The following is a 14,046-nucleotide window of genomic DNA, read 5'->3' on the forward strand; positions in this document are numbered from 1 at the left end:
CTACCCTCCAGAGAGTTTATCGCACGCCGCAGGCGGGCGAAATCATAAAGCCGTCATTACATTCGTTCGCCGGTGGCCAGCATCGTCTGCCACCTTGCGCGGATCGACGCAGAACCGACATCGTCCGGCTCGCCGTCAAAGGTCAGCTCGTCCGGGCCTAGCGCGACAAAGGACTGCTTCGAGCGTACCCAGATATGCCCGGCCGGCACCAGCCATGACGTATCATCGAGGGTGCCGGCCTTGATGTTGAGGCGGTCCGGGTTGCCTTCGGAACGATGCTGGATGCGCACGCCGCAGTCGGGGCAGAAGTCGCCGAGCCGAACCGCGCCACTGTCCGACGTGCGCCGGGTGGTCTTCAGCGTGCCGGTGACGACGACGCTAGCGGAGTCCACGCGCAAGCTCTCGCCATAGGCGCTGGACGTGTGGCGCTGGCATTCGGTGCAGTGACAGAGGTAGAAGGCGAGGGGGACTTTGCGGATTTCGTAGCGGACCTGGCCGCACTGGCAGCCGCCGGTGAGCGGCAGCGCCGGGAGCCGCACACTGAGACGGTGCTTCGCTCGGTCGGCATCGGGCGGCCGGGTATCGGGCATCGCGAACCTCGTTCTGGACGTTTGCTGCTGCATTTTTTATATGACAGGCAACTTTTCTTCCAACCCGATCGACAGGTTTTCCATGGCCGGCCATTCACAGTTCAAGAACATCATGCACCGGAAGGGCCGCCAGGACGCGGTCCGATCGAAGATGTTCTCCAAACTCGCGCGCGAGATCGTGGTCGCGGCCAAGGCTGGGCTACCCGACCCGTCGATGAATGCGCGCCTGCGGCTGGCGATCAACAACGCCAAGGCGCAGTCGATGCCCAAGGACAACATCGACCGGGCGATCAAGAAAGCCTCCGGCGGCGACGCCGAGAACTACGACGAGGTCCGCTACGAGGGCTACGGGCCGGGCGGCGTCGCCGTCATCGTCGAGGCGCTGACCGACAACCGCAACCGCACTGCCTCCAACGTGCGGTCCTGTTTCACCAAATCCGGCGGCGCGCTGGGCGAAACCGGTTCGGTCGCCTTCATGTTCCATCATGTCGGCGAGATCATCTATGCGGCTCCGGTGGGCGACGCGGACAAGGTGATGGAAGCGGCGATCGAAGCCGGCGCCGACGACGTGATCTCCGACGAGAGCGGCCACACGATCATCACCGCCTTCGAGGATATCAACGAGGTCTCCACCGCGCTGGAGGCGTCCCTCGGCGAAGCGGAAAGCGTCAAGGCGATCTGGCGGCCCCAGACTGGCACGCCGGTCGACGAGGACAAGGCCGAAAGCGTCCTGCGCCTGATCGGCAATCTCGAGGACGACGACGACGTGCAGAACGTCTACGCAAATTTCGAGGTCGACGACGAGGTGATGGCGAAGCTTTCGGCGGCCTGAGGCGCGGCAGTCATCGCATTGGGACCTATATACGTGTGTGACCCATTGACACGGGTCCTATAAACACCTAAATTCAGGCTATCGAGATGGAGCGATAGCCGTGAAACAGTTCAACAGCCTCTTCGACATGATGGAAGCCTTCCCGGACGAGCAGTCCGCGATTGACCACCTCCGCGTTATGCGCTGGGGAGCGAACGATGAGAACGCCCATTGCCCGCACTGCGGATCGGTAAATGTCTATCACTTCGCCGATCAGCGGAACCACAAGTGTGGCGAATGCCGGATGCGTTTCAGCATCAAGGTCGGGACGATCTTTGAGGACAGCAAAATCTCGCTCCGCAAATGGTTCATGGCGGTCTGGCTGATCACGTCGCACAAAAAGGGCGTCGCCAGCACGACGCTTGCCCGCGATATCAAGGTGACGCAGAAAACCGCATGGTTCATGCTTCATCGCCTTCGCGTTGCGGCTCGCACGAAATCCTTTAACGCGCCGCTCAAGGGCACTGTCGAGATCGACGAGACGTTCATCGGCGGCAAGGACAAGAACAAACACGCTCACCAGCGGGGCGGGCAGCGCGGCCCATCTGGCAAAGCCGTGGTGTGGGGCGCAATGGAGCGGAACGGCGAGTTCCGGGCGTTCCATCTGACTTCCTTGAAGGACGTGAAGCGCGCTGTCGAAAGTCAGGTCGCCAAGGGTTCGATCGTCCTGACTGACGAGTACCGCGGCTATCAGGGCATTGGCGCCGACTACTATCACCGCACGGTGAACCACTCTGGCGGCGAGTACGTCCGGGCGGTCTGGATACACGTCAATTCGATCGAAGGCGCATGGTCGCACATCAAGCGTCAGATTTATGGCATTCACCACTGGATTTCGGACAAGCACCTTGGCCGCTATCTCTCGGAAATGACGTGGCGCTTCAATCGCCGCGAACAAGGCGAAGGCGACCGTATGAACGCCCTTCTGTCGAATGTCTCCGGTCGGCTTCGCTACAGGGAGCTGATCGCATGACATGTGACAAAAAATATGAGCCACCGCTTTACCTCGACATGGGCTTTGATGAGGCGATGCGGCGCTTTGCGCAAACCGACAAGAACGAAGCTGACAAGCTAGGGAATCGGGGTAAGCAGAAAAAACCGCCGGGATCGGAAACCCCGACGGCCAAGACCCGCCGAAAAGCTACGCCGTCAAGCGGGACGAAGGGTCCACCTGACGGTTAGCCGCAGCAGCGGCTATGCGCCCGGACGTACTCCACGCGGCCGAACCGAACGCGGAAGTAGGCGCGGACCAGGTGACATACGCGACTACGTAGTCCCATGGCAGCACTCCTTTCGAAGTGCTTCAACATTGACCAGACGGTCGGCGAGTGGTATATGCTCCCAAACGGGAGAATAGTGGCCCACCACGCCTAACCTATCCGACAGTCGTGACTTTGAAGCAGTCCCACGACCGTTGTTCCCGAGAAAGGCCCTGCCTAGGAGTGAAGATCCTAGCGGGCCTTTCGCATTTTCGGGTCTCCCCATTCTATAACTTTAAAGTTAGATTCATTCAAGAGGCTGAATGACTCTGTACGCGCGGTGTGAATGTGGGTTATGGTCAGCCTTGAAATGGAGGCCATATGCGATGACAGACAAAGCCCTCGAAAACGCGGAATCCAAGAAAAAACAATTGGTTGACCGTCGCTTGGAGCTCCACAGCGAGATAGCGGCGCTTGATAAAAAAATCGGGCACATCGACGCTTTCATACGCGACTGGCATTCTTTCGCGGGGGGTGTTGATGAGATTCCTGTGGATAATTCCGATCAGAAAGAGAACAAACAGGAGTCGTCAGGCGATACACCGAAGAGGGCGACGGGTAATTCACGCAAAGAGGAAGTTGCTGCCGTGGCAAGGGAGATCATTCTGACGCGCGGGTCCCCGATTATGCGTGACGAGCTGTTCGAGTTGCTCACATCCTGCGGGGTGGTCATCCAGGGCAAGGACCCGCGTATGGTTCTGTCAACGATGTTGTGGCGTATGCGCGATTACATTGTGCGGGTGAAGGGCGGCGGCTATTGGCCGACTGACATTGCGAATGCCGAGTTCGATTACGACCCGAATGCCGCGCAAGAGATGGATACGGTTCATCATACGCCAGAAGGTGAGATCGCGGACTCCGATGTGGCAGAGTCCGAATTCAACGACGACGAGGAAGCGAAGAGCCTCGTCTAAAAAGTGGGAACCGTTGTTTCAAATGGTCAATGGGTCACACACGTATATAGGTCCCATCGCATTCGCTGATCCTTCCGAAGCGTTATGCGTGTTGCTCCCTCTTCGTTCTTTTTTCGTTCATGATTTGCCTATCTGATGCGCTCCGAGTCGGCTAGGATCGGAGATTAAGGAAGTGTTGCAGGAGGCATCCATTCGCATCATCGGCATCGATCCGGGCCTTCGCCGCACCGGCTGGGGCGTCGTCGAGACGCTCGGCAACTCGTTGCGCTTCGTCGCGAGCGGTACGGTGACCTCCGACAACAAGCTGGACCTCGCCTCCCGGCTTCGCCAGATACATGACGGGCTGACCGAGGTGGTCCACACCCATCAGCCCGACGAGGCTGCGGTCGAGCAGACCTTCGTCAACAAGGATGCCGTTGCTACGCTCAAACTCGGCCAGGCGCGCGGCATCGCCATGCTGGTGCCGGCGCTCGCCGGCCTGCCGGTCGCCGAATACGCACCCAACGCGGTGAAGAAGGCGGTCATCGGCGTCGGCCATGGCGACAAGAAGCAGATCCACATGATGGTCAAGGTGCTGATGCCGAAAGCAAGCTTCGACACCGACGACGCGGCCGACGCGCTCGCTATCGCCATCTGCCATACCCATCATCGCCAATCGGCACAGGCGAGGGCCTTGATGGCGGGGCGTTGATGCAGTGGCCGACCAAGACCGGATGTTCTTGACATGTTCCATTTCCGTCAATAGGTATTACCGGCAGGTATTACTTTCGCTGAAATGGAAGGCGAGCGGCAGGTGAGGGTGACGGAAAAAGGTCAAGTGACGATCCCCAAGGCGATCCGCGACAAGCTCGGCATCGTGCCGGGCAGCGAGGTGGACTTCGTCGATACGGGTGACGCGGTGCGGCTCGTTCGCACCTGTGCGGACGACGATCCTGTCGTTTGGAACCGGGCATTCGATCGGCATGTGGCAGAGATGCGCGGTACGATCGATACCGACGGGATGGACGGCAAGTCCTATGTGGACTGGTTGAGGGGACCCCGTGAAGACCTCGACGTTGATTGATACCAACATCTTCATCGATATGCTGGGCACCGGGCAGTTTTTCGAGGAATCGATCGAGGCCGTCAGGCAAGAGTGCCGGAGCGGCGAGATTGTCCTCAGCGCGATCGTCTGGGCGGAGCTCGCCGTGCCGATGCGGGAAGAAGAGCTGTTCTCGCGGGTCGCTTGGATGCGACCGCGTCGGGAGCCGTTTCCGTTCGAGGCCGCGTTTCCGGCCGGGCGGGCGCATCGGCTCTACCGTTCGCGCGGTGGGGGGCGGGAGCGCACTCTGCCTGATTTTCTGATCGGCGCGCACGCCTTCGTTCGCGGCCATCGGCTGTTGACGCGGGATGCCTCCCGCTACCGAAGTTATTTTCCCGATCTCGAGATCGTTTCGCCGGAGACCCATCCATGATCGGAAAGCTGAAGGGCACCGTCGACGAGATCGGCGAGGATCATGTGGTCGTGGACGTCCACGGTGTCGGCTACATCGCCTATTGCGGGACGCGCACGCTGGCGTCCTTGCCCGGGCCAGGCGAGGCGATCGTGCTCTTCGTCGAGACGTATGTTCGCGAGGACATGATCCGCCTCTACGGTTTTTCCTCAGCCGTCGAGCGGGATTGGTTCCGGCTGCTGCAGACCGTCCAGGGCGTCGGCGCAAGGGTGGCGCTGGCGGTGACAGGCACGCTGTCGACCGGTGATCTCGCCAACGCGATCGCGCTGCAGGACAAGGCGATGGTGGCGCGTTCGCCGGGCGTCGGGCCGAAGGTGGCGGCGCGCATCGTGGCGGAATTGAAGGACAAGGCGCCGGCCTTCTCCGGCGCCGGATCGGACGAAAGCTACGGGCTGAAACGCGAGCTCGGCGAGGGCGTCGCGCCGGCACCGATCAGCGATGCGGTCTCGGCGTTGGTCAATCTCGGCTATGCGCGGGACCAGGCGGCCAATGCCGTGGCCAAAGCCGTGCGGGACGGAGCCGAGGACGCGGATTCGGCGACGCTGATCCGGCTGGGGCTGAAGGCACTGAGCCGCGGCTAGGTGGGTTGTGCGAGGAAGAAATCCTTACTATTTTGGTGTGTAAGGATGGCGATTGGAGTAAGGAGATGGGTATTCTCGGAACCGTTACCTCCAAGGGGCAAACGACGATTCCCAAGGCGGTTCGTGATGAGCTTGGGCTGGAGGATGGATCCCGTATCGAATGGGAGATTACCGACGGCAAGGCTTCTATCATCCCGCGAACATTGAGGATGATCGATCTCGCGGGTGTTCTGGGCAATCCTCTCGGACGCCCGACGACCATCGAGGAGATGGACGAGGCGGTTGCGGCCGCGGTGGCGCGTCATGTCCTCGGCGAGGACGATGGTGATTCCGCGTGACGACCCGAATTGGCGTCGACACGAATGTTCTCCTGAGATTGTTTGTAACGGACGATAGTGTCCAGTTCGAAGCGTCCAAGAAGTTTTTCGCGGCTTCGTCGAAGGGCCAAGCGATCTTCGTCAATCAGCTGGTGCTCGTCGAATTCGCCTGGACTTTACGCTCTCGCTATCGGCTGTCAGCCGACCAAATTCTGGATGTCATCGAGCAGATTTCGCAGCGGGCGGATGTCGAAATCGAGAATGCTGCTCTGGTCGGTTCTGCCCTTGATATGGCACGGGAAGGCGTGGGATTCTCCGATGCGTTGATCGCGGCCAGGAACACGCATCACGGATGTGAGAATACGGTTACGTTCGACAAGCGCGCGGCAAAGGTCATTCCTTCGATGAAGCTCCTTTCATGAGCGACACCCGTCTCATCACCCCGGATCAGCGCGGCGAGGACATCGACGCCACACTGCGGCCACAGCGGCTCGACGATTTCGTCGGGCAGACGGCAGCGCGGGCCAATCTGAAGGTCTTCATCGAGGCCGCGAAGACCCGGGGGGAGGCGCTCGACCACGTACTCTTCGTCGGTCCGCCAGGCCTCGGCAAGACGACACTGGCGCAGATCATGGCCAAGGAACTCGGCGTCAACTTCCGTTCGACATCGGGGCCGGTTATCGCCAAGGCCGGCGATCTCGCGGCGCTTCTGACCAATCTGGAAGAGCGCGACGTCCTGTTCATCGACGAGATTCATCGCCTCAGCCCGGCTGTCGAGGAGATTCTCTATCCGGCGATGGAGGATTTCCAGCTCGATCTGATCATCGGCGAGGGGCCGGCCGCGCGTTCGGTGAAGATCGACCTGTCGAAGTTCACCTTGGTCGCCGCGACGACGCGGGTGGGGCTTTTGACGACGCCTTTGCGCGACCGCTTCGGAATCCCCGTGCGGCTGAATTTCTACACGGTCGAGGAGCTTGAGCACATCGTTCGGCGCGGTGCCCGACTGATGGGCCTGCCGATGGCCGAAGAGGGTGGACGAGAAATCGCCCGCCGGGCGCGCGGCACACCGCGCATCGCCGGCCGGCTGCTGCGGCGGGTGCGCGATTTCGCCGATGTCGCGGGCGTGAGCGAGGTTGACCGCAAGGTCGCCGACGCGGCGTTGACGCGGCTGGAGGTCGACAGTCTCGGCCTCGACCAGCTCGATCGGCGCTATCTCGACCTCATCGCGTTGAATTTCGGCGGTGGCCCCGTCGGGATCGAGACGATCGCCGCTGCGCTGTCGGAGCCGCGTGACGCCATCGAGGACATCGTCGAGCCCTATTTGCTGCAACAGGGCTTCCTCCAGCGCACCCCGCGCGGCCGGCTTTTGACGCAGCACGCGTTCCGGCATATCGGCCTCGCCGTGCCGCCGAGCTATCAGGGGTCGCAGTCAGCGCTGTTCGAGGACGATCCGAACAACTGATCACCCGGTGGTCGGCGAAACGGAACCCTTCAACGGCTTGTCGCTGGTCCGCATGTCGCGAGACGTCGCTGTCCGATCGATTCCGGTTCGGCGCAGGCGCGGATGGGCCAATTGTTGGTCGAATCGCCGGCCCGCCGCCTCAATGGTTTCGAGTGAGGCCCCGGCGAGCGCCGTCTTGGATAGTGCCAGCAGGGCTTCCTTCTGGTCGCGCAACCCACGAAGCTCCTCGGGCGTCCCGCAAGCTGGTGCGATCCGTGCCAGCGAGTCGATGAAATGTTCACCGGCAATCATGTCGGTCGCCGCGTATTGGCGCAGATGGCCGAAGGAATGGTCGAGATAGCCGGCAAAGGTCAGCGCACCGCCGATCACGCGGAGCTTCCGATTGTCGTCAATCCGGAGTGGATCGGGCGCGGCGCGCCCGGCCAGACCGGATAAGGCGGCGGCGAGCCAATCCAGGCAAGTGACTGCCGTGAACGGGTCATTGATCCCCGGTGAGAGTGCGCGGGCGGCAATCTCGACCAGTTCGTCGAACAGGAAAAGCAGGTCCTGGGACACGCTACGGGTTTGGCCGAGAGCGACGGAGGCGAGTAGGGCGCCGCGCGCCTTGTCGGTTACCCGTTCGCTGGGCCAGACATCGAATAACACGATGCCTGAGTGCGCGAAGGTGCCGGGTCGGCAATTCATCCTGACGATCACATCGTGGTCGCGGGCCGCATGCATCAACGTTTCGTAGTCGATGACCTGGATATAGCCCGTCTCGTTCGCTTCGAGCTCGCTATAGGGGGCGATGGCGGCGTCATCCGCCGTGTCGGGGCGGAAGCAGGCGGGTACTTGCCAAAGGGTATTGGCGCGGTCGTCCGCCTCGGCGGGATGTCCGACGTTGATCGGAAAACGGTACTCGATATCGCGGAGCAAGCCTTTGCCGATGCCGGCGATGACGTTCGAGATGTGGATGGTCGACGGCACATGATGGATAAAGAAGATCAGGATGCCGATCGATCCGATCGCCAGCACGATGGCGCCGAAGATCGCAATGTTGGGAACGAACATCGCGGCGTAGATGTCCTCGCTGCCGCCATTTCGAACGCTGCGCAGGACCAGCATCGAATAGACGAAGGTGGCGACGAAGACCCCGAGCGTGACCTGGTTGCCGCGATCGTTCATGAAGTTGGTGAGCAGGCGGGGGCCATAGCTTCCCGAGGCGAAGACGACGGTCGCCATGGTCACCGAGAACACCGTGCCGGCGACGCCGATCATCGAGCCGCCGATGGCCGACAGGATCGAACGGGCACCGTCTGGCTGCGTGGCGAAGAAGAAGGGATTGTCGCCGAACGCGTCCGGCGGGACACGCAGGTCGATCTCGATCAGCACGAAGGCCAGGATCGCGGCGCCGACGGCCATGATGGAGGGAATGAACCAGTAGCTGGCGCCGATGCGCTCGTAATATTGGAGGAAAAGTGCGTGCATCGGGCCTCGAATGCTGAGGGTCATGGAATAGGACCTATGATCTATACGGCCAGGTCCGGTCTGCAAGGCGCGGCCTGTTCGGCCGAGCACCAACAGGCTCCGCCAGACATGCGGGAATTAGCAATGATCCATGCCTTTTCGAGGCTGATGATATAGCCCGCATGCCTCCGCGGAAACTCCTTGTCCGGTCCGACGTCGTCGGATATGCGGACGGCTACGCTGAGAAGTGGGCAAGGCGACGGGCGCGCGTTTCGGGCCGTCTAGTCGGCCGAGCCAGCGCCCCCGGGGCGGCGCAGATATGAGGGCGCGTGATGACCGATCAATTGGCCGGCCGCCTCACACCAAGCGGTCACGAGCTGCGGATTCGCGTCTATTTCGAGGACACGGATTTTTCCGGTGTCGTCTATCATGCGCGCTATCTGAATTTTCTCGAGCGAGGACGGTCGGACCTTCTGCGTCTGAAGGGTATCGGGCACGGCGAGCTGCTGGCGGGAAAATACGGGCCGTCGATGGCGTTCGCGGTCCGGCACATGGATATTGATTTCCTGCGACCGGCGCGGATCGACGACGTCCTGACTGTGGAGACCAGAACACACCGTCTCGGCGGGGCGCGCATCCTCTTGATCCAGCGCATCACGCGCGGCGAGGAGGCGCTGATCGAGGCCAAGGTCAAGGTGGCGGTGATCTCGCCCGAGGGCAAGCCCATGCGGATGCCGGCGGCTGTTCTGGCGCAACTGGCGCCGGCAGGGGACTGAGAGGCTCGCTCGGGAGCCGGCGGGGCGCTAACGGATCGTTAACCCTACCGATGCATCAATCAAATTGAACCAGTTTTACGCAAAGTACGCCATTCTTTCACCGGATTCGCTTGTGAAAGGGCATCAAGGGTTTACGCGAGCGAGCGGTACGCTGGCGCATGTCGAGCCGGTCGTGTTCGCGGCAGGGGCCACCCGCGATGGGTTGTCATGCCGATGGTTCCGCATATCGAGGATGTTGGGGAATGGACGGAGAAGTCGTTCAGGGAACGCTAGCCGCCGCCGGCACGGTGTCGCTGTGGGATTTGTTCTGGCAGGCGGGCTTCGTGGTCAAGCTGGTCATGATCGGACTGTTGTTCGCTTCGGTCTGGACCTGGGCGATCATCATCGACAAGTCGATGCGCTACGGGCGCTTCCGCCGTCAGCTCAACAAGTTCGAGAGCAATTTCTGGTCCGGCCAGTCGCTTGAGGAACTCTATCACAGCCTCTCGGAGCGCAAGACGTCGGGAATGGGCGCGCTGTTCGTCGCGGCCATGCGCGAATGGAAGAAGTCGTTCGAGAAAGGCGCCCGCTCGCCGGTCGGCCTGCAGACCCGCATCGACAAGGCGATGGACGTGACCCTGGCGCGTGAGATGGACAGTCTGGAGTCGCGCCTGGGATTCCTGGCGACGATCGGCTCGGCGGCACCCTTCGTCGGACTGTTCGGCACCGTCATCGGCATCATGACCTCGTTCCAGGCGATCGCCGGCTCGCAACAGACCAGCCTCGCCGTCGTCGCGCCGGGTATTGCCGAGGCGCTGCTGGCGACCGCGATCGGCCTGGTCGCGGCGATTCCGGCGGTGGTCGCCTACAACAAGCTGTCGTCGGACGCCGGCAAGCTGGGGATGCGGCTCGAGGCCTTCGCGGACGAATTCTCGGCGATCCTGTCGCGGCAGATCGACGAAAAGCTGCCTTCGCGCTAAGCGCGACCCGAGAAGCGCGACCGTTTTTGGTCGGAAAGGTAACCAGCCATGGGCATGTCAGCGGGATCAGGGCGATCCTCGGGATCGCGCCGTCGCCGCGGTCGGCGCCAACCGATGAGCGAAATCAACGTCACGCCGATGGTCGACGTGATGCTGGTGCTGTTGATCATCTTCATGGTCGCGGCGCCTTTGTTGACCGTCGGCGTGCCGATCGAGCTGCCGGAAACCCAAGCCAAAGCACTGAATTCCGAAAGTCAGTCGATCACCATCTCGGTGAATTCGAGCGGCGCCGTCTATTTGAACGACACCGAGATTCCGATCGACGAGGTTGTGGCCAAACTCGAAGCGGTGGCGAAGGCCGGCTACAAGGAGCGGATTTTCGTGCGCGGCGACCGCGCGGCGGATTACGGCACGGTCATGAAGGTCATGGCCCGGATCTCGGCGGCCGGTTTCCGCAATATCGGTCTTGTCACCGATCAAGACCTCAACGCGTAACCAAATCGGGTCTCCATGAAATCCGGCGTCGTTGTCTCCACGATCCTGCATACGGCGGTCCTGACCTGGGGCCTGGGGTCGCTGTCGGCGCCCGAGCCGTTGGAGGTCGCGAACATCGAGTCCTTCCCGGTCGAGATCGTGCCGATCGAGTCGCTGTCGCAGTCTGTGGTCGGCGCCAAGGATGCGCCGATGACCGAGACGCCCGCGCCCAAGCCGACGGAAAAGCCGCAGACGCTGCCGATGCCGGCCGAGAATGTCGGCAACAACGAGGCTGATCTGGAGACGCCGCCGACGCCCGTCGACCGACCGAAGGCGAGCGAACAGGCCGCGGCGGCAAAGCCTGCGGAAGCTCCGGCCCCCGAGCCGCAACCCGAACCAGAACCGGCGCCGCCCCCTCCGGCCGATACGCCGCCTCCGCCGCCGAATCCGGTGACGGCCGAAACGCCGGCAGAAACACCGCCGCCGGTCGACGCGGTCGAGCAGGCCATCGCGTCCGCCGAGGCGGCCCCGGCCGAACCTCCGTTGCCGCAGAACGTGCCAGTGCCCTCGACGAAGCCTAAACCGCCCGCGCCGGTGGTGGCGGAAACCAAGCCCGAGCCGAAAAAGCCGGAGCCGGCGAAAGAGACCAAGACCGCCGAGACGCGGACGCCGGAGGAGAGCCAATTCGACGCCGACAAGATCGCCGCACTGCTCAACAAGGAGCAATCGGCCGGTGGTGGTGCGAAGCGCTCTGAGGAGCAAGCCTCGCTCGGGACCGAGCGCCAGACGGGCGCCAAGCTTTCCCAGAGCGAGCTCGACGCGCTGCGCGGGCAGATTCAGCGATGCTGGTCGCCACCGTCCGGCGTGTCGGAAGCCGGTTCACTGCGGATATCGATCCAGATGCGCCTCGATTCGTCTGGTCAGCTTGAAGCCCGTCCGGAAATCGTCAACGGCGGCGGCAGCTCGATGATCGAGCGGATCGCTGGAGAGGCCGCGCTTCGTGCCGTGCAGCGCTGCGCTCCGTACAACTTGCCGGCGGAAAAATATGAAACCTGGGCCGACGTCGTTGTCAATTTCGATCCGAGCCAGATGTTCTGATGCCAAGGACGAGCGATCAACCGCGCCGCGAAGCGTATAGCGGCGTCATACAATCTCCCGATTGCGTGTTAGGACGATCGAAACGGCGCCGTTGGGCCGCGCGAACGCAATCGGCGACGACCACGTTGGATCCCGCCCAACGCGCGGCACAGGCGGCGAACCGGTAGCAATTCAAACGAAAGGCGCAGCCGCTTAGCGGCGTTGCCGCCTCCGAACTCAACGGAAGATCGTGGAATGAAAACGAGCATCAGAGGCGTTCTTATGGCCATCGCGGCGATCGCCGGTGCCATACTGTTCGCGGCGCCAGCCTCGGCGGTTGTCGAAATCGATATCACCCAGGGCAATGTCGAGCCGCTGCCTATCGCGATCACCGACTTCCAGTCGCAGGACGGGATCGGGCAGCAGATTGCCGGAGTGGTCCAGGCCGACCTGAAGCGCTCGGGCCTGTTCGCGCCGATCGACAAATCCGCCTTCATTCAGAAGGGCCTGACCGTCGACACGAGCCCGACGTTCACCGACTGGACGGTCATCAATGCCCAGGCGATCGTCGTCGGTCGTGTGACGCCGGAAGCCGACGGGCGCCTGCGGGTTGAATTCCGGCTCTGGGATACCTTTGCCGGCCAGCAACTCGACGGTCAGCAATTCTATACCAATCCGGAGAACTGGCGCCGCGTCGCGCACATCATTGCCGACGCGATCTATCAGCGCCTGACCGGAGAGAAGGGCTATTTCGATACCCGCATCGTGTTCGTGTCCGAGAGCGGCGCCAAGGACAAGCGGGTCAAGCGGCTGGCAATCATGGACCAGGATGGCGCCAATGTGCGTTTCCTCACCCAGGGCAACGACCTCGTCCTGACGCCGCGCTTTTCGCCGAGCCGGCAGGAAGTCACCTACATGTCGTTCGGCGACGGCGAGCCACGGGTCTATCTCCTGCAGTTGGAGACCGGCCAGCGCGAAATCGTCGGAAACTTCCCCGGCATGACCTTCTCTCCACGCTTCTCTCCGGACGGCCAGAAGGTCATCATGAGCCTGCAGCAGGACGGCAACGCCAACATTTACGCCATGGACTTGCGCTCGCGCGCGACCACCCGGCTGACCTCAACGACGGCGATCGACACTTCGCCATCCTATTCGCCGGATGGCCAGCGCATCGTGTTCGAATCCGATCGCGGCGGCCGGCAGCAAATCTACGTGATGAACCCTGACGGCTCCGGCCAGCAACGCATCTCTTTCGGCGACGGCTCGTACTCGACCCCCGTATGGTCGCCGCGCGGCGATCTCGTCGCCTTCACCAAGCAGAGCGGCGGCCAGTTCCAGATTGGCGTCATGCGCCCGGATGGTTCGGGCGAGCGCATTTTGACCTCCGGCTTCCATAATGAGGGGCCGACCTGGGCGCCGAACGGCCGCGTGCTGATGTTCTTTCGCGACATCAAGGGCGGTGGTGGCCCGCAGCTCTATTCGATCGATCTCACCGGCTATAACGAGCAGAAGATTCCGACGCCCGGCTTTGCCTCGGACCCGGCCTGGTCACCCTCGCTCGAATAGGCCGCCCGCCGGACTTAATAGGCAAGGCGTCCGAGGGCTTGGGATCCATCCAAACGCCGGTCCCGTATTCCGGCCGATCCGGGAGGCAGCCCGGAGTAAGCTTGGGGGTGCATTGTCGCCAGTGTGTTGCCTGCATGCACCAGTCGGCGGCTGCCTACCCCGTCGTCGCCACGTCGCTGTATTCTAGCGAGAAATCAATGAGATCAGCGCTTCACGATATCGTCAAAAGCCGACCGTTTTTTACGACGCGTTAAACATCGT

18 protein-coding genes are annotated in these 14,046 nt (G+C 62.2%); 16 read left to right on the forward strand and 2 right to left on the reverse strand.

The genetic code is table 11. From position 1 onward, the window contains the following. Nucleotides 1-56: 56 nt before the first annotated feature. Entirely contained in the window at nt 57-590 is a 534-nt protein-coding gene (locus VQ045_RS08585) for a GFA family protein (protein WP_331829826.1), read from the reverse strand. A gap of 82 nt (nt 591-672) precedes the next feature. Between VQ045_RS08585 and VQ045_RS08590 the strand changes: the two genes are divergently transcribed. The 11 genes from VQ045_RS08590 to ruvB all read left to right on the forward strand — a co-directional run bounded on the left by VQ045_RS08590 (nt 673) and on the right by ruvB (nt 7,487). After that, nucleotides 673-1,422, forward strand: coding sequence for a YebC/PmpR family DNA-binding transcriptional regulator (locus VQ045_RS08590; RefSeq protein ID WP_331829827.1), 750 nt, complete (start codon nt 673-675; stop codon nt 1,420-1,422). Between the two features lie 130 nt (nt 1,423-1,552). Beyond that, complete coding sequence (locus tag VQ045_RS08595) at nt 1,553-2,434, forward strand: IS1595 family transposase (protein WP_331829828.1); 882 nt, start codon at nt 1,553-1,555, stop codon at nt 2,432-2,434. Continuing rightward, nucleotides 2,431-2,643 carry a hypothetical protein gene (locus tag VQ045_RS08600; RefSeq protein ID WP_331829829.1) on the forward strand — a complete coding sequence of 71 codons (213 nt, stop codon included), beginning with the start codon at nt 2,431-2,433 and terminating at the stop codon, nt 2,641-2,643. The genes VQ045_RS08595 and VQ045_RS08600 overlap by 4 nt, the downstream gene beginning before the upstream one ends. 403 nt (nt 2,644-3,046) lie before the next feature. Next, the gene (locus VQ045_RS08605) at nt 3,047-3,634 is read left to right on the forward strand and encodes a hypothetical protein (RefSeq protein ID WP_331829830.1); all 588 of its coding nucleotides are present in this window, start codon (nt 3,047-3,049) and stop codon (nt 3,632-3,634) included. A gap of 172 nt (nt 3,635-3,806) precedes the next feature. Then, the gene (ruvC, locus tag VQ045_RS08610; protein ID WP_327623480.1) at nt 3,807-4,325 is read left to right on the forward strand and encodes a crossover junction endodeoxyribonuclease RuvC; all 519 of its coding nucleotides are present in this window, start codon (nt 3,807-3,809) and stop codon (nt 4,323-4,325) included. Nucleotides 4,326-4,427: 102 nt separating this feature from the next. Continuing rightward, entirely contained in the window at nt 4,428-4,697 is a 270-nt protein-coding gene (locus VQ045_RS08615) for an AbrB/MazE/SpoVT family DNA-binding domain-containing protein (protein WP_442879842.1), read from the forward strand. After that, complete coding sequence (locus VQ045_RS08620) at nt 4,675-5,088, forward strand: type II toxin-antitoxin system VapC family toxin (RefSeq protein ID WP_327623482.1); 414 nt, start codon at nt 4,675-4,677, stop codon at nt 5,086-5,088. Before VQ045_RS08615 ends, VQ045_RS08620 begins: the two co-directional genes overlap by 23 nt. Then, on the forward strand, nt 5,085-5,708 hold the full coding sequence (ruvA, locus tag VQ045_RS08625; RefSeq protein ID WP_327623483.1) for a Holliday junction branch migration protein RuvA: 624 nt from the start codon (nt 5,085-5,087) through the stop codon (nt 5,706-5,708). The genes VQ045_RS08620 and ruvA overlap by 4 nt, the downstream gene beginning before the upstream one ends. 65 nt (nt 5,709-5,773) lie before the next feature. Next, nucleotides 5,774-6,046, forward strand: a complete 273-nt coding sequence (locus VQ045_RS08630) for an AbrB/MazE/SpoVT family DNA-binding domain-containing protein (protein WP_327623484.1) — start codon at nt 5,774-5,776, stop codon at nt 6,044-6,046. Then, nucleotides 6,043-6,447 carry a PIN domain-containing protein gene (locus VQ045_RS08635; RefSeq protein ID WP_327623485.1) on the forward strand — a complete coding sequence of 135 codons (405 nt, stop codon included), beginning with the start codon at nt 6,043-6,045 and terminating at the stop codon, nt 6,445-6,447. Before VQ045_RS08630 ends, VQ045_RS08635 begins: the two co-directional genes overlap by 4 nt. Further along, nucleotides 6,444-7,487, forward strand: a complete 1,044-nt coding sequence (ruvB, locus tag VQ045_RS08640; RefSeq protein ID WP_331829832.1) for a Holliday junction branch migration DNA helicase RuvB — start codon at nt 6,444-6,446, stop codon at nt 7,485-7,487. The genes VQ045_RS08635 and ruvB overlap by 4 nt, the downstream gene beginning before the upstream one ends. On the opposite strand, the gene VQ045_RS08645 is transcribed toward ruvB, so the two are convergent. Beyond that, a complete protein-coding gene (locus VQ045_RS08645; protein WP_331829833.1) occupies nt 7,488-8,954 on the reverse strand; it encodes a DUF2254 domain-containing protein in 1,467 nt (488 codons plus the stop codon). Nucleotides 8,955-9,265: 311 nt separating this feature from the next. Between VQ045_RS08645 and ybgC the strand changes: the two genes are divergently transcribed. From ybgC to tolB, 5 genes are all read left to right on the forward strand, one after another. After that, the gene (gene ybgC, locus VQ045_RS08650) at nt 9,266-9,709 is read left to right on the forward strand and encodes a tol-pal system-associated acyl-CoA thioesterase (protein ID WP_327645890.1); all 444 of its coding nucleotides are present in this window, start codon (nt 9,266-9,268) and stop codon (nt 9,707-9,709) included. Between the two features lie 242 nt (nt 9,710-9,951). Further along, nucleotides 9,952-10,668, forward strand: a complete 717-nt coding sequence (gene tolQ / locus VQ045_RS08655; RefSeq protein ID WP_331829834.1) for a protein TolQ — start codon at nt 9,952-9,954, stop codon at nt 10,666-10,668. Between the two features lie 48 nt (nt 10,669-10,716). Next, nucleotides 10,717-11,163: a protein TolR gene (tolR, locus tag VQ045_RS08660; protein WP_331829835.1), complete on the forward strand. Its 447-nt coding sequence runs from the start codon at nt 10,717-10,719 to the stop codon at nt 11,161-11,163. Between the two features lie 15 nt (nt 11,164-11,178). Next, on the forward strand, nt 11,179-12,240 hold the full coding sequence (locus VQ045_RS08665; RefSeq protein WP_331829836.1) for a hypothetical protein: 1,062 nt from the start codon (nt 11,179-11,181) through the stop codon (nt 12,238-12,240). Between the two features lie 234 nt (nt 12,241-12,474). After that, nucleotides 12,475-13,785: a Tol-Pal system beta propeller repeat protein TolB gene (gene tolB / locus VQ045_RS08670; RefSeq protein ID WP_331829837.1), complete on the forward strand. Its 1,311-nt coding sequence runs from the start codon at nt 12,475-12,477 to the stop codon at nt 13,783-13,785. Nucleotides 13,786-14,046: the final 261 nt, after the last annotated feature.

Source organism: Aurantimonas sp. E1-2-R+4 (assembly GCF_036549515.1).
GTDB lineage: Bacteria > Pseudomonadota > Alphaproteobacteria > Rhizobiales > Rhizobiaceae > Aurantimonas > Aurantimonas coralicida_A.

Coding starts and splice junctions, on each gene's coding strand:
- VQ045_RS08585 (WP_331829826.1), bottom strand. CDS start 590: ATGCCCGATACCCGGCCGCCCGATGCCGACCGAGCGAAGCACCGTCTC.
- VQ045_RS08590 (WP_331829827.1), top strand. CDS start 673: ATGGCCGGCCATTCACAGTTCAAGAACATCATGCACCGGAAGGGCCGC.
- VQ045_RS08595 (WP_331829828.1), top strand. CDS start 1,553: ATGGAAGCCTTCCCGGACGAGCAGTCCGCGATTGACCACCTCCGCGTT.
- VQ045_RS08600 (WP_331829829.1), top strand. CDS start 2,431: ATGACATGTGACAAAAAATATGAGCCACCGCTTTACCTCGACATGGGC.
- VQ045_RS08605 (WP_331829830.1), top strand. CDS start 3,047: ATGACAGACAAAGCCCTCGAAAACGCGGAATCCAAGAAAAAACAATTG.
- ruvA (WP_327623483.1), top strand. CDS start 5,085: ATGATCGGAAAGCTGAAGGGCACCGTCGACGAGATCGGCGAGGATCAT.
- VQ045_RS08630 (WP_327623484.1), top strand. CDS start 5,774: ATGGGTATTCTCGGAACCGTTACCTCCAAGGGGCAAACGACGATTCCC.
- ruvB (WP_331829832.1), top strand. CDS start 6,444: ATGAGCGACACCCGTCTCATCACCCCGGATCAGCGCGGCGAGGACATC.
- VQ045_RS08645 (WP_331829833.1), bottom strand. CDS start 8,954: ATGCACGCACTTTTCCTCCAATATTACGAGCGCATCGGCGCCAGCTAC.
- ybgC (WP_327645890.1), top strand. CDS start 9,266: ATGACCGATCAATTGGCCGGCCGCCTCACACCAAGCGGTCACGAGCTG.
- tolQ (WP_331829834.1), top strand. CDS start 9,952: ATGGACGGAGAAGTCGTTCAGGGAACGCTAGCCGCCGCCGGCACGGTG.
- tolR (WP_331829835.1), top strand. CDS start 10,717: ATGGGCATGTCAGCGGGATCAGGGCGATCCTCGGGATCGCGCCGTCGC.
- VQ045_RS08665 (WP_331829836.1), top strand. CDS start 11,179: ATGAAATCCGGCGTCGTTGTCTCCACGATCCTGCATACGGCGGTCCTG.
- tolB (WP_331829837.1), top strand. CDS start 12,475: ATGAAAACGAGCATCAGAGGCGTTCTTATGGCCATCGCGGCGATCGCC.